The sequence below is a fragment of the Promicromonospora sp. AC04 genome, from assembly GCF_003058225.1.
Classification (GTDB): domain Bacteria; phylum Actinomycetota; class Actinomycetes; order Actinomycetales; family Cellulomonadaceae; genus Promicromonospora.
The window spans coordinates 59,137-71,785 of the sequence record NZ_QBUG01000008.1 but is presented as its reverse complement, the minus strand read 5'-3'; the positions used below and the strand labels follow the sequence as shown (position 1 = coordinate 71,785).

10 protein-coding genes are annotated in these 12,649 nt (G+C 71.0%); 3 read left to right on the top strand and 7 right to left on the bottom strand.

What is annotated here, in order from left to right; translation table 11 throughout:
- Positions 1-7 precede the first annotated feature (7 nt).
- The 5 genes from C8K30_RS20380 to C8K30_RS20360 all read right to left on the bottom strand — a co-directional run bounded on the left by C8K30_RS20380 (position 8) and on the right by C8K30_RS20360 (position 7,834).
- Positions 8-2,248, bottom strand: a complete 2,241-nt coding sequence (locus C8K30_RS20380; RefSeq protein ID WP_108494751.1) for an RICIN domain-containing protein — start codon at positions 2,246-2,248, stop codon at positions 8-10.
- 135 nt (positions 2,249-2,383) lie between these two features.
- Positions 2,384-3,745, bottom strand: coding sequence for a sugar ABC transporter substrate-binding protein (locus C8K30_RS20375; RefSeq protein WP_108494750.1), 1,362 nt, complete (start codon positions 3,743-3,745; stop codon positions 2,384-2,386).
- A 68-nt stretch (positions 3,746-3,813) separates the two neighbouring features.
- Complete coding sequence (locus tag C8K30_RS20370) at positions 3,814-4,728, bottom strand: carbohydrate ABC transporter permease (protein ID WP_108494749.1); 915 nt, start codon at positions 4,726-4,728, stop codon at positions 3,814-3,816.
- Entirely contained in the window at positions 4,728-5,681 is a 954-nt protein-coding gene (locus C8K30_RS20365) for a carbohydrate ABC transporter permease (protein WP_108494748.1), read from the bottom strand. The genes C8K30_RS20370 and C8K30_RS20365 overlap by 1 nt, the downstream gene beginning before the upstream one ends.
- Positions 5,678-7,834, bottom strand: coding sequence for a beta-galactosidase (locus C8K30_RS20360; RefSeq protein ID WP_108494747.1), 2,157 nt, complete (start codon positions 7,832-7,834; stop codon positions 5,678-5,680). Before C8K30_RS20360 ends, C8K30_RS20365 begins: the two co-directional genes overlap by 4 nt.
- A 164-nt stretch (positions 7,835-7,998) precedes the next feature.
- On the opposite strand from C8K30_RS20360, the gene C8K30_RS20355 reads away from it, so the two are divergent.
- The gene (locus C8K30_RS20355) at positions 7,999-9,114 is read left to right on the top strand and encodes a LacI family DNA-binding transcriptional regulator (protein ID WP_108494746.1); all 1,116 of its coding nucleotides are present in this window, start codon (positions 7,999-8,001) and stop codon (positions 9,112-9,114) included.
- Positions 9,115-9,223: 109 nt separating this feature from the next.
- Here the strand turns inward: C8K30_RS20355 and C8K30_RS20350 are convergent, their stop codons facing one another.
- Complete coding sequence (locus C8K30_RS20350) at positions 9,224-9,691, bottom strand: ester cyclase (RefSeq protein ID WP_108494745.1); 468 nt, start codon at positions 9,689-9,691, stop codon at positions 9,224-9,226.
- Positions 9,692-9,779: 88 nt separating this feature from the next.
- On the opposite strand from C8K30_RS20350, the gene C8K30_RS20345 reads away from it, so the two are divergent.
- Complete coding sequence (locus tag C8K30_RS20345) at positions 9,780-10,268, top strand: MarR family winged helix-turn-helix transcriptional regulator (protein ID WP_108494744.1); 489 nt, start codon at positions 9,780-9,782, stop codon at positions 10,266-10,268.
- A 31-nt stretch (positions 10,269-10,299) separates the two neighbouring features.
- Here C8K30_RS20345 and C8K30_RS20340 read toward each other — a convergent pair whose 3' ends face one another.
- Entirely contained in the window at positions 10,300-11,886 is a 1,587-nt protein-coding gene (locus C8K30_RS20340) for an FAD-dependent monooxygenase (protein WP_108494743.1), read from the bottom strand.
- Positions 11,887-11,941: 55 nt separating this feature from the next.
- Between C8K30_RS20340 and C8K30_RS20335 the strand changes: the two genes are divergently transcribed.
- A complete protein-coding gene (locus C8K30_RS20335) occupies positions 11,942-12,646 on the top strand; it encodes a TetR/AcrR family transcriptional regulator C-terminal domain-containing protein (RefSeq protein WP_199230600.1) in 705 nt (234 codons plus the stop codon).
- The last annotated feature ends 3 nt before the right edge of the window (positions 12,647-12,649 follow it).

The following is a 12,649-nucleotide window of genomic DNA, read 5'->3' as shown; positions in this document are numbered from 1 at the left end:
CCAGCGGTCACAACGAGGCACGCTGCCACGCCTGGTTGGTCCCGCCGGTGCACGTCCACTGCTGCACCGTCCCGCCGTTCGCCGTGGAGAACGCGTCGACGTCGAGGCACTTGCCGCTGTTGCGGTTGACGACCTGGACGTACCCGCCGGAGACGTCCTGGACCCGCCACTGCTGGTTGGTCCCGCCGTTGCAGGTCCACTGCTGGACGGTCCCGCCGTTGGCGGTCGAGCTCGCGTTCACGTCGAGGCACTTGCCGCTGTTGACACCTGTGATCTGGACGTAGCCGCCGGCGACCGCCTGGACCTGCCACTGCTGGTTGGTCCCGGCGCCGCAGGTCCACTGCTGGACCCTGCCGCCGTCGGCGGTGGAGAACGCGTTCACGTCGAGGCACTTGCCGCTGTTGCGGTTGACGAGGCGTTCGGGCCGCTGCTCGACCAGGGTCCAGTCCTGCGAGCCGTCCGTCGCGGCCGTCTGGAGGGTGAGCGGTGCACCCGCGGTAGCCCCCGTCAGGTACAGGCCGGTGCTGGCGGCGGCCTGGAGCCTGGTGTACCCGTCGCCGGTCGTGACGAGGTTCCACAGACCGGACTCGGTGTTGTCCACCCACTGGCCGATCCGCTGGCCGGCGGATGCCGTGCCGGTCCAGATGCCCGCCGCCCGTCCGCCGGACTTGTTGAGCAGGGTCACCGCCCCGCCGGCCTTCGTGGTGACGTGCCAGAACTGCGTGTCGCCGTCGGCCACCGACCCGGCCTCCTCCAGGACGACGTCGGGAACGTCGCCGTTGCCGATGTTGGCATCGTTGCTGTGGTTGCCCGTGCCGATCACCTGGCCGGTCTTCCGGTTGACGAGCTGGTAGTACGTGCCCGCCGAGCGCCCGAGGTCCACCTCGCCGTACCGGATGATCGCGTTGCTCGTGGCGCCGCCCCACGTGCCTTGGAGGATGACCACCCGCCCGGTTCCCGTGACGTACTGCAGGGCCCGGCTGTAGCCCGCGCCGACAGTGGTCTGGTACTCGGTCCACGGTCCGGCGGCCAGCCCGCTGCGGCTGACCCAGATGTTCCCGCTGCCGCTCGCGTTGTAGGCGATCCGGCCGTCCGGCAGGGGGATCAGCACCGGGCTGCCGCCCGTGGCCAGCCTGCGCGATCCGCCGCTGACGCCGAGGGTGTCGACCCCCGTGCCGTCGACGTCTCCGTCGGCGAAGAACCGGAGCGGGTCGGTGGCGGTCTTGAACCGGGTGTTCGTCCCGCCGCCCCAGTACTCGAACGTGAGCAGCCACTTGCCGTCGGACGTCGGGGCGATGGTCGTCATGCCGGGCCGCCCGCCGCCGATCAGCGACTTCCCGCCGACGTTCACGGTCGTGCCGGCGACGTCCACGACCGGGGCGCTCCACGCCGCGCTCGTGCCGTCCCACGTGCGGTGGGCGAGGATCTGCCCGTGCGAGTCGGTGGCGGTGTCGTTCGCCGGGTCCAGCGTCGCGACGCCGGTGGTGCTGTTGTAGCCGAGGTAGTCGTTCTCGTCGGAGTAGTAGGTGACCAGCTTCCCGTCACGCACGATGAGGAACGGCTCCCAGACGGGGTCGACCTGCCGGTAGGTGTTGGCGGCGGCGACGTTCGTGCCGATCGCTCCGGCGCTGCCGCCCTGCCAGCCACCGGTCGCGATGATGTTGACGACGTCCCATGTCACGCCCTCGTCGGTGCTCGCGAACAGGGCGATCGCGAGGTCCTTGCGGTCGCCGTCGTTCGTCGGCGTCCAGCTCGGGTCGGCCGCCTTGTGCTCGGTGTAGTAGTAGTCCTCACCGGTGACGAGGCTCGCCACCAGCAGCGTGCCGGCGGCGACGTTGCCGACGGTCTGTGGCATGACGTAGAGGTACGGACTCCCCCAGTTGCTCGTGTACTTGGCGTAGGCGGGGTCGCTCGAGAGCTCCGCCGGCGGCCGGACGGTCGAGAGCGACTGCCAGGTGGTGCCGTCGTCGTCGCTCTTGTAGACCGGGAGGGTCCCGCCGGTCGCGGCACCGCTGACCGGGTTCACCGTCGCCTTCTCGAACGCGGCGACCAGGCGGCCGCTGGGCAGCTCCGTGGACTTCGGGTAGACGGCGCAGTTCCCGCGCCCCTTGAGACACTGGTCGGCGTCGGTGAGCTGGTACACGATGCCGCCGGTCGGCCGGTAGGCCTGCGCGATGGCGGTCGGCACCAGGACCGTCACGAGCACCGTGAGAAATGCGGCCAGGACGAGCCTGAATCTAGACGTCATGCCCCCTCCTTGGGGATGTCATCGACCCGTGCAGCGCTGCACGGGGTCACCACACGTGGCGCCCGTGCGGGCGCCACGGCCTTCCCGTCCATGGGGCCGACGCCGCTCTACCGGCGTCGGCCCCATGGACCGGCGTCACTTGTTGACGCCGAACCCCTGGGCGTTCCCGTACGCGACGAGCTGGTCCTGCCAGGCCTGCAGGCCGGCGTTGAGGTCGCTGTGGTCCGTGTAGGCCGCGCCGACGGTGTCGGGGAACACGCTGTTGGCGTAGACCTGGAACGGCAGGTACTGCCAGCCCGGCGCGACCTTCTCGGAGGCCTCGACGAGGACCTCGTTGATCTTCTGCCCGCCGAAGTACTCGGGCGCCTCGGCGAGGAACTCCGGAGAGCTGAGGTGCGCAGTGGTCGAGGGGAAGCCGCCCTGCTCCAGGAAGACGTCGACGCTCTCCTCGGAGCTGTTGAGCCAGCGCGTGAACGCCGCGGCGAGCGCCGGGTTCTTGCTCTGCTTGATGACCGACTGGGCGCTGCCGCCGTTCTCGGCGGTGGTCGCGGAGCCGTCGTAGCTGGGCAGGGGCGCGACGCGCCACTTGCCGGCGCCGTCGGGCACCGAACCCTCCAGGATCCCCGGCATCCACGCGCCGGTGACGATGGTGGCAACGGTGCCGTCGCTCAGGGCCTTCCACCAGTCGTCGCTCCAGGTGGGGATGTCCGCGAGCAGGCCGGGCTCGACGAGCTCGTTCCAGGTGTCGGCCCAGAGCTTGGTGCCCTCGTCCTGCAGGTTCACGGTCACGTCGGTGCCGTCGGTCGCGTAGGGGCGACCGCCCGCCTGCCAGATCAGCGGCTGCGCGAAGCCGGGGTCGCCGGCGTCGTTGGTGATGTACTTCGACGGGTCGGCGGTGTGCAGCTTCTTGGCGGCGGCGATGTAGTCGTCCCAGGTGGTGGGGACGTCGATGTCGTGCTCGTCGAAGATCTCCTTGTTGTACAGGAGGACCATCGGGCCGGAGTCCTGCGGCAGTCCGTAGATCGCGTCGTCGGCGGTGACGGCCGACCACGTGGAGGCCGTGTACTGGTCCTCCAGGTCGCCCAGGCCGTAGCCCGACAGGTCGAGCAGGCTGTCCGAGAGCACGAACTGCTGCAGCGCGTAGTACTCGATCTGCGCGACGTCGGGGGCGCCCGAACCGGCCTTGATCGCGTTCTGCAGCTTGGTGTACTCGTCGGTAGCGGTGCCTGCGTTGACGACGTCGACCGTGACGTTCGGGTACTCCTTCATGAACGCGTCGGCCTGGGCCTCGCCCGAGGGGGTCCACGTCCAGTAGGTGAGCTCGCCGCCCTCCTCGAGGGCCGCGTCGAGGTCGGCTGCCGAGCCGGCCGGTGTGCCGCCGCTCGGGTCGTCGGCGGTGCCGCAGCCGACGAGGGTCACGGCGGTCAGCGCCGCGGCGGCGAGAGCTGCCGCGGCCTTGGTGCGGGTGGTGCGGGTCGTGCGGGCTGGTCTGGTCATGATCTTTCCTTCACGTCTTTGTGGTTGGTCGGGGGTAGCGGGGGCGGGTGGGGCTAAGGGGTGGCCGGTCACTGCTTGACGCTCCCCGCGCTGAGGCCGGACTGCCAGAAGCGCTGCAGGAGCAGGAAGATGACGACGATCGGCACGATCGTGATGAGGGAGCCGGTGACGACGAGGTTGAAGATCGGCTCGGCCGCGACGCCTGCTGCCTGCGCGCTCCACTGGTTGAGCCCGACGGTCAGCGGGTACCAGTCCGGGTCGGTGAGCATGATCAGCGGCAGGAAGTAGTTGTTCCAGGTCGCGACGACCGAGAACAGCGCGACGGTGACGATGCCGGGTGCCAGCAGCCGGACCGAGATGGTGAAGAAGGTCCGCAGCTCCCCCGCGCCGTCGAGCCGGGCGGCCTCCAGGAGCTCGGTGGGTACGGAGTCGATCGTGTAGACCCAGATGAGGTAGAGCCCGAACGGGCTGATCAGCGACGGGATGATGATCGACCAGGGGGTGTTGGTGAGGCCGAGCTGGCTGAACAGCAGGAAGGTGGGCACGGCCAGGGCGGTTCCCGGCACTGCGACGGCGCCGAGGACGACGGCGAAGTACGCGCCGCGGCCCGGGAACCGGAACTTGGCCAGGCCGTAGCCGGCCAGGGTCGCGAGGAACGTCGCGCCACCGGCTCCGACGACGACGTAGAGCAGGGTGTTGGCGAGCCAGCGCAGGAAGATGCCGTCGTCGTGGGTGACGGTGGCGACGATGTTGTCCCACAGGGCGAAGGTGTGCCCGAACGAGAGACCGAACGTCGAGAACAGGTCGCCCTGAGTCTTGGTCGAGTTGACCAGGAGCCAGACGATCGGCACGAGCGCGTACACGAGGAACAGCACCATGAGCAGCGTCATGGCTACCGACTTGGGCGGGCGCGTCACCGAGAACGACCGGCGGGCCCCGCCGGTGCGCGCACGGACGTTGATGGTGCGGTGACCGGTGGACATCAGCGGTCCTCCTTTCGAGAACCGCGCATCTGCACCACGTAGGCGATCACCGCGGTGAAGACGCCCATGATGATGGCGACGGTGGCCGAGTAGTTGTACTGCTGCCCGGCGAACGACAGGTTGTAGGCGTACATGTTGGGCGTGAAGCTGCTGGTGATGACGTTGTTCGCGAGCGGCTGGAGCACGTTCGGCTCGTTGAAGAGCTGGAAGCTGCCGATGATCGAGAAGATCGTCGCGATCACTATCGCCCCGCGGACGGCGGGCAGCTTGATGGCCCGGACGACCTGCCAGCCCCGAGCGCCGTCGATCTCGGCCGCCTCGTACAGCTCGGTGGGGATCGTCTTGAGGGCCGAGTAGAAGATCACCATGTTGTAGCCGACGTACTCCCAGGTCACGATGTTGCCGATCGAGGCGGTGACCCACCGGCGCGCGAACGGCTGGAGCACCGTGCCGCCGAGCCAGTCGTTGATGCTCGCCGTCAGGCCGAAGTTGTCGCTGTACAGGAATCCCCACATGAGGACGGCGACGACGGCGGGCACCGCGTAGGGCAGGAAGACCACCACGCGGAACAGCCCGGTGGCGTACAGGCGCGCGCTGTCGATGGCCAGGGCAGCGACCATCGCGAGGAGCAGCATGATCGGGACCTGGATCAGCAGGAACCCGAGGACCCGCCCGAAGCCGTCCCAGAAGCTGGGGTCCTGGAAGGCGGTGACGTAGTTGCCGAGCCCGACGAACGAGTTGCCGCCCACGAGCTGGTTCTGGAAGAGGCTCAGCCACAGCGCGTAGACCAGCGGCGTGATGAACACGAAGACGAACACGAACGCGAACGGCCAGGTGAACAGCCAGCCCTGCCAGTCCTTCCTCCTGCGGCGGACAGCGGTCGAGGACTCCGCGGTGGTGCGGGAGGCCTCCTGTTCGCCGGTGGGCGCGGTGTACGGCGTGGTGGTCGTCATCGGACGGCCTCGCTGCTCTCGAGCACGGCGGCGGGTTCCGGCGCACTCTCGTCGACGAGCGTCCGGCAGCCCCACGGCCCGAGGGTGAGGTGCGAGCCGGCGGCGTGCGTGGCGCCGGCAGCGGTGTCCCGGACGCCGGCCGCGAGGACGAGTCGCTGCTCGCCCCAGCCCCAGTTGAAGACGAACCACGCGCGCCGCCCGTCGGGCAGCGTGCCCGAGGAGACGGTGACGGCCGGGGCGCGGTCGCCGGCCAGCAGGTCGCCGACGCCCTGGGGAGCGGCCCAGCGCACGACGGCGGTCGCGAGCGCGGGCGACGGGACCGTGCCGACGGTGGTGACCCGTCCGCTGCCGTGCGGGTGGGTGACGACCGTCGGGAAGTCGCCGAACCGCGGGTGCTTGTACGTGGCCAGGGCCTGAGCGCCGTCGGGGATCAGGCCGTCGACCCAGCGGTGTGCGCTGGCGTCCGCGTCCAGGACGAGCGGGCTGCCGTCGGTGGCCACCACCTGGACGTCGGCGTCAAGGTTGGAGAACTCCTCGTACCAGGCGCCCGCGGCGTCGTGCAGGCCGTCGGGTGCGATCGCGACGCGAGCGCGAGCCTCCGGGTCGGCGTACCCGGTGCGCGGACCGAGGATCAGGTGACCGCCGGCGGCGGCATACTCGCGCAGCAGGGTCAGGTCGTCGTCGGCAGTGAGGTACAGCCCGGCGGCGACGAGGACGGGGAAGCGGCGGGCCAGCTCCTGCGCTCCGACGTCGTGCGCCTGGGGCAGGTGCAGGATGCGCGCCTGCCGTCCGGCATCGGTCACACCGCGGTAGAACGAGTCGACGATCTGCTCGTAGGACTCGTCGTCGGCATTGCCGCCGGTGGCGAGCGGCGGCATGAACTGCATGGCGAAGCGGCTGGGGTTCGACCAGAGGATCGCGACGTCGGCGTCGGGCTCGTACCCGTCCAGGGTGGTCTCGAGCCGGGCGAGCTCGTTGCCGATCTCCGCGATCTCGGCATAGACCCGGCCCGGCCGGAGGCTGTGCGGCAGCACGCCACCCCAGTAGGTCTCGGCGCCGTACGGCAGCGTGTGCCAGTGCCAGTACTCGATCATCGCCGCACCGCGGGAGACGAACGCGTAGGCGGCCTGCTTGAGCTGACCCGGGTAGGGCGGGTGATTGGCGTGCGACGCGTCGATGGCCTGCGCGTTGGTCTCGGTGACGAGGTAGCGCGCCTGGCGCGAGGAGTACATACGGTCGGCCTGCCGCAGGAGCCCGGCCACGCCGGTGGTGTTCCAGTAGTTCGGCTGGGCGAGGTTGGTGCCGGCCTCCAGGTGGTCCTGCATGCCGTAGTACGGGTTGCCGGCCACGACGTCCAGGTGGCGCCCGAGCCGCTCGTCGTCGAGCGCGCGGCGGGGGTACTGCAGGCAGGTGGTGACGAACTGCCCGGGGCGGCGGTACTCGCCGACGATGCCCGCCTGCCAGGCGATGAACTCTTCCGTGACGGTCGCTTGATAGCGGCGCCAGGCCAGGTCGTACTGGGGGAAGGTGTTGCCGTCCGGCCGCCACAGCTCGTCCCAGCCGTCCAGGCGGTGCGACCAGTAGGTCAGCCCCCACTCCCGGTTGAGGGTCTCGACGTCGCGATACTGCTGCTTCAGCCGCCGTATGAACCGGGTGAACGTCCCGTGGTTGTGGATCAGCTCCAGGCCCGGCTCGTTGTCCACCTGGTACCCGATCACCGCCGGGTGCCCGGCGTACCGCTGCAGGATGGCGCGAATCACCCGCTCCGCGTGGTGCCGGAACGCCGGGTGCGAGTAGTCGACCTCCTGGCGGGCGCCCCACGGGATCGGCTCGCCGGTCCGCCGTTCGGCCGCGATCTCCGGATAGGCCGTCTGCAGCCACGGCGGCACCGCGTACGTCGGCGTCCCGAGGATGACGTCGATCCCGCGGTCCTGCGCCGCGTCCAGGACCGGAGCCAGCCACTCCAGGTCGAGCTCGCCGTCCCGCGGCTCCCACGTCGACCAGACCGACTCCCCCACCCGGATGACGTTGATGCCCGCCGTCACCATCAGGTCGAGGTCTTCGTGCAGCCGGTCCTGGCGGTGGTACTCCGGGTAGTAGGCCACGCCGAACATCACGTGACGCGGCAGATCGGGCGGGATGGGTGAGTCCATGAGGCAGCTACTCCGTTGTCGTGCGCTGGAACGTGAGTGACGCTAGCGTCGAATGTGACCGGTAACAAGATCCCGTGACCAAGTTGTTACCGGTCACATCGCTGGATGTGTCCCGTCGCGCCATACCGTGGGACGACTCGGATTCGTCGTACGAAGGAGACCGCATGCCCCCCGGCACCGCACCGCTGGAGACCGGTGAGGCGCAGGACGCGCCCCGGGAAGACCCGGCGCCCGAGGCCGCACCCGGCACCGAAACGGTCGCCACCTCGGCGGAGGAGCTGGGGCGGCCCGCGACGATCCGCGACGTCGCGGCACTGGCGCGGGTCTCGCACCAGACCGTGCACCGGTTCCTGCAGGGCTACGAGGGCATCCGGCCGGCGACGCGCGAGCGCGTCGTCGAGGCGCTCGCGGCGCTCGAGTACCGCCCGAACCTGACCGCCCGGTCGCTGACCACCGGCCGGTCGATGCGGATCGGCGCGCTGACCCACGAGCTCGACCAGTTCGGCCCGAGCAAGATCATCCAGGGCGCGGCGCAGGCCGCCCGCGACGCCGGCTACGTGCTCGACATCCTGAGTCTCGACATGGGCGATCCCGACGAGATCGACCGGGCGCTGCAGACGGTCACGCAGCACGACCTTGCCGGCGTGCTGGCCCTTGCCTCGACCGATCACATGGCACAGGCCTTCGGCACCGCCAACTTTCGGGTCCCCGCGTTCCTCGCCGGCGAGGAGGACGAGTTCGCGAGCGACCATCCCTCGCAGCTCACCAGCGTCGGGTTCCCCGCCCTCATCGACCACCTGGCCGAGCTCGGCCATCGCCGCCTCCTGCACCTCGCCGGCCCCTCGGCCTGGTCGGCGGCACGCAACCGCGCCCGCGCCTTCGAGGCCGCCGTCGCGGCCCACGGCCTGGTGTCCGCCGGCGTCGTGCACGGCGACTGGACCGCGCGCTCGGGCCATGAGGTGGTCTCGGCGCTGCCGTCGAGCCTCGACTTCACCGCCGTCGTCGCCGCCAACGACCAGATGGCGCTCGGCGCCCTCCTCGCCCTCCGGGAACGAGACCTGCGGGTTCCCGAGGACATGAGCATCACCGGGGTCGACGACATCCCGGACGCCGCATACTTCTCTCCCCCGCTCACGACGCTCCGGGTCGACTTCGTCGCCCAGGGCCGCCGCGCCGTCGAGCACCTGCTGGCGCGCATCGCCGGGCGCGAGCCCGAGGACGACGACGCGCTGATCTCGCAGCTCGTCGTGCGCCGGTCGACCGACGCGACGGCCCGGTAACAGGTACCGGCCGACGCCGCCCGACCGCCCGCTTCACCCGGTCGGAACCACCGGCCGCCAAGGCACCAGCCCTGCGGCGACCAGGGGTGGAGCGATGCACCCCGCGCGGTCAGAGCTCCGCGTGGGCCGGCCCGTTGGGACCCGACACGGCGCCGAGCTGGGCCAGCCCGTCGAGCATGTCGGTGCAGGTCCAGTACTCGACGAACCTGCCGTCGGCCACGCGGAGGATGTCGTGACCGCTGAACGCGATCCGCGTGCCGATGGGGGCGGTGGCGTGCGGGATGCCGCCGGTGTAGGTGGCGTTCATCGTCCAGCGGGCGGTGACGAAGTCGCCGTCGACAAAGGGCCCGAGGCCGACGTCGATGACGATTTCGCCAAATGCCGCCATGGTCTGCTCGATCTCGGGCAGCAGACGCTCCGGGCCGGTGACGAGCTCCGAGTCGCTGCCGTCGGGGCGCGCCTGATGGACGACGAAGCCGGCGTCGAGAATCTCTGCGGCGTGGCTGAAGTCGCCTCGCCACAGCTCGCTCCACCGGCCGTAGAGCGAGCGCAGCTGCTCGGGGGCGTGAGTACTCATGGATCCTCCTGTTAGATTGTTCTCGAACATACTGCGCCACACAGTCTCTGCGTGACGCAGACATTAGTGGAGCAGGGAGCGAACCGGAGTGTCAAACCGAAGCCGTACCGAGCTGATCGACGCCGTGAACACGGCTGCGCGTCGTCACCACGCCGCGTACTCATCGTTCAACCAGGCGCTGGCCGAGCGTGTCGGGCTGCACCCCACTGATCTGCAGTGCGTGAGCCTGCTGACTCTCGAGCCGGGTCCGCACACGATCGGTGCCATCGCCGAGCGGACCGGACTGACCTCGGGATCCGCGACCCGTCTGGTCGACCGGCTGGAGAGAGCCGGCCTCGTCGAACGACGAGCAGACCCCCAGGACCGGCGCAAGATGCTGGTCTCGCTCACGGCCGAACGCATCTCAGCCGTCGATGCGGCGTGGGAGAACCCGGGGCGCGCGTTCAACCTGGCGTTGGACGACTTCACCGCCACCGAGCTCGAGACGATCGAGCGTTACCTGCTGCGCATCACCGACGTCGGCAACGAGCAGGCCAAGGCCCTGAGCGGGAGCGTGGACGAAGACAGACGAACCTAGGGCCGCCGGACCCACCGGCGACCATGGACGGTCAGGTGCTCGGCACCGCGACCGGCCTGGCCAGCACCTGGTCGAGGACGCCGGCGAGGAACCGCGCAGGGTCCTGGACCGGTGCCGCGACCCGCATCGCGACTATCGCGTCCGGTCGCACGAGCAGGGCCCCGTCGTCGGGCAGCCACGGTACGGAGACCCGGTGCGCGGGCAGGTCGGTCTCCGCCGCGGCCGCGGACCACCGGTCGCCCGCGGTGCCCACCAGCAGGGTCCACCGGGACGCGACCAGGTCGAGCGTGGAGACGCCGTCGACCCACGCGTGAGGCACCCGAGAACCCGGCGACCCGTCCAGCGCCATCGCCAGGTCCACCGTGGACGGGAGCTCCGGCCGCGGGTCGACGACGGCGGTCGAGTCGTACCGCTGGCCGAGGTGCACGACCGGCGCCGCCCACACCCCCGCCGCCGCCCTGACCTCGTCGGCCTCGGGTCCACGCCCCCAGTGCAGCCGGGGGTCGGCGTACCGGCGTGCCGCCTGGTCGATCGTCGCCGCGGCGACCGGCTCACGCTCCTGCGCGTAGGTGTCGAGCAGGCCCGCTCCCGCCTCGCCGCGATGGACCGCGGCCAGCTTCCACGCCAGGTTGTGGGCGTCAGCGACGCCGGTGTTGAGGCCGAACGCGCCCAGGGGCGACACGGTGTGCGCGGCGTCCCCGACGAGGAACACCCGGCCGACGGCGAAGCGGTCGGCCAGGGAGCTCCGGGGCCGCCACGGGAGCACGCTGCGCACCTCGACGTCGAGGTCCGGATCGCCGACCGCCGCGCGGACGACCGCGGCGCAGCGCTCGGGCGTGAAGTCCTCGGGGCGCTCGCCGCCGTCGACGTCGCAGGTGACGTGGAAGACCCAGTCCCGCTCTCCGTCCACGGTCACCAGCAGACCGGATGCCTCCGGCGTGGTGATCGTGCAGGTGGCGAAGGACAGCCCACGGAGGTGGGGCCGGAGGTCGGCGCGGAACAGGATGTTGATCTTCGACGTGCCCAGGTCACCCGCCCCGGACGTGCCCACACCGAGGGCGGTCCGCACGGTGCTGTGCGCGCCGTCCGCGGCCACCACGCGGGTGCAGCGCAGGGAGTAGCGGCCGTCTGGGCCCTCCAGCTCGACGTCGACCCCGTCGGCGTCCTGCGTGATACCGACCAGACGGGTCGACCAGCGCAGGTCCGCTCCGCGGCGCGCCAGGTCGGCCGTCACCACGGCGTCGAGCCGGTCCTGGGCGCAGACGCCCCGCAGCCTGAACGGCGTCACGTCCAGCTCGTCGGCGGACGGGGTCGGCATGGGCACGGTCACGACGTCCCCCGCGCCCATCTCGACGACGGTCCGCGCCACCGCCTTGCCCGCGGCGCCACGGAGGTCGACCGCGACGGCGTCGACCGCGGCGTCGAGCCCGAGCTCGCGGAGGGCCTCGACGGTGCGCGGCCCGATGCCGGTCGCGCGCGGGTGGACCGACGGCCCGGACCTGCGTTCGACGAGCACCGCGGGGACGCCGTGGTGGGCGAGCAGAGCCGTGGTGAGCAGCCCGACGCTGCCGCCCCCGACCACGAGCACCGGCACTTCTGGATACACCGTCTTCGTCATGGCTACACCGTAGCCAGAAGGTAAGATGTCGGTCAACGAGGAAAGGAACCACGCGATGACCGAACCCGCTCCGTCGTCGGTGTGGACCAGGCCGCGCCCCGAACCGCGCCGCCGCGCGCCGGGGGTGGACCAGTACGTGGCCGCCGCGCTGGCCGTCGCCGACGCCGAGGGCATGGCCGCGGTGTCGATGCGCCGCGTCGCGAGCGACCTCGGTTCCGGGACGGCAACCCTCTACCGCTACATCACCAACCGGGACGAGCTGGTGGACCTGATGGTCGACGCGGTGCAGGGCGAGGACCCGCTCCCCGAGCTCGCCGGGGACTGGCGTGCCGGCCTGGCCGCCGTCGCACACGCGACGCGCGCGACCCTGCTGCGGCACCCGTGGCTGGCGGGCGAGCTGACGGGCAGGCCCTCGTTCGGCCCCAACTGGTTGCGGCGGTCCGAGTCCGCGATGCGCGCCGCCGTCGCGCTCACACCCGACATGACCTTGGCCACGCAGGCGCTCGGCACCCTGCATGCGTACGTGCTGGGCTCGGTGGCCACCCAGCAGGCCGCTCTGCGCGCCGAGCAGCGCACCGGCCTGACCGAGGAGCAGTGGCAGCGCAGCGTCGGCCCCTACATCACCGAGGTGCTCGCGGCGGGCGAGCACCCGATGATCGCCCGCCGCGTCCTCGAGGCCGAGGAGCTCGACCCCGACGCCGAGTTCACGTTCGGCCTGGAGTGCGTGCTCGACGGCCTCGCGGCGCGATCGGGTCGCTGACCG

Bases quoted from the DNA above. Each gene is read 5' to 3' on its own strand.
- C8K30_RS20380 (WP_108494751.1), bottom strand. From the start codon at position 2,248: ATGACGTCTAGATTCAGGCTCGTCCTGGCCGCATTTCTCACGGTGCTC.
- C8K30_RS20375 (WP_108494750.1), bottom strand. From the start codon at position 3,745: ATGACCAGACCAGCCCGCACGACCCGCACCACCCGCACCAAGGCCGCG.
- C8K30_RS20370 (WP_108494749.1), bottom strand. From the start codon at position 4,728: ATGTCCACCGGTCACCGCACCATCAACGTCCGTGCGCGCACCGGCGGG.
- C8K30_RS20365 (WP_108494748.1), bottom strand. From the start codon at position 5,681: ATGACGACCACCACGCCGTACACCGCGCCCACCGGCGAACAGGAGGCC.
- C8K30_RS20360 (WP_108494747.1), bottom strand. From the start codon at position 7,834: ATGGACTCACCCATCCCGCCCGATCTGCCGCGTCACGTGATGTTCGGC.
- C8K30_RS20355 (WP_108494746.1), top strand. From the start codon at position 7,999: ATGCCCCCCGGCACCGCACCGCTGGAGACCGGTGAGGCGCAGGACGCG.
- C8K30_RS20350 (WP_108494745.1), bottom strand. From the start codon at position 9,691: ATGAGTACTCACGCCCCCGAGCAGCTGCGCTCGCTCTACGGCCGGTGG.
- C8K30_RS20340 (WP_108494743.1), bottom strand. From the start codon at position 11,886: ATGACGAAGACGGTGTATCCAGAAGTGCCGGTGCTCGTGGTCGGGGGC.
- C8K30_RS20335 (WP_199230600.1), top strand. From the start codon at position 11,942: ATGACCGAACCCGCTCCGTCGTCGGTGTGGACCAGGCCGCGCCCCGAA.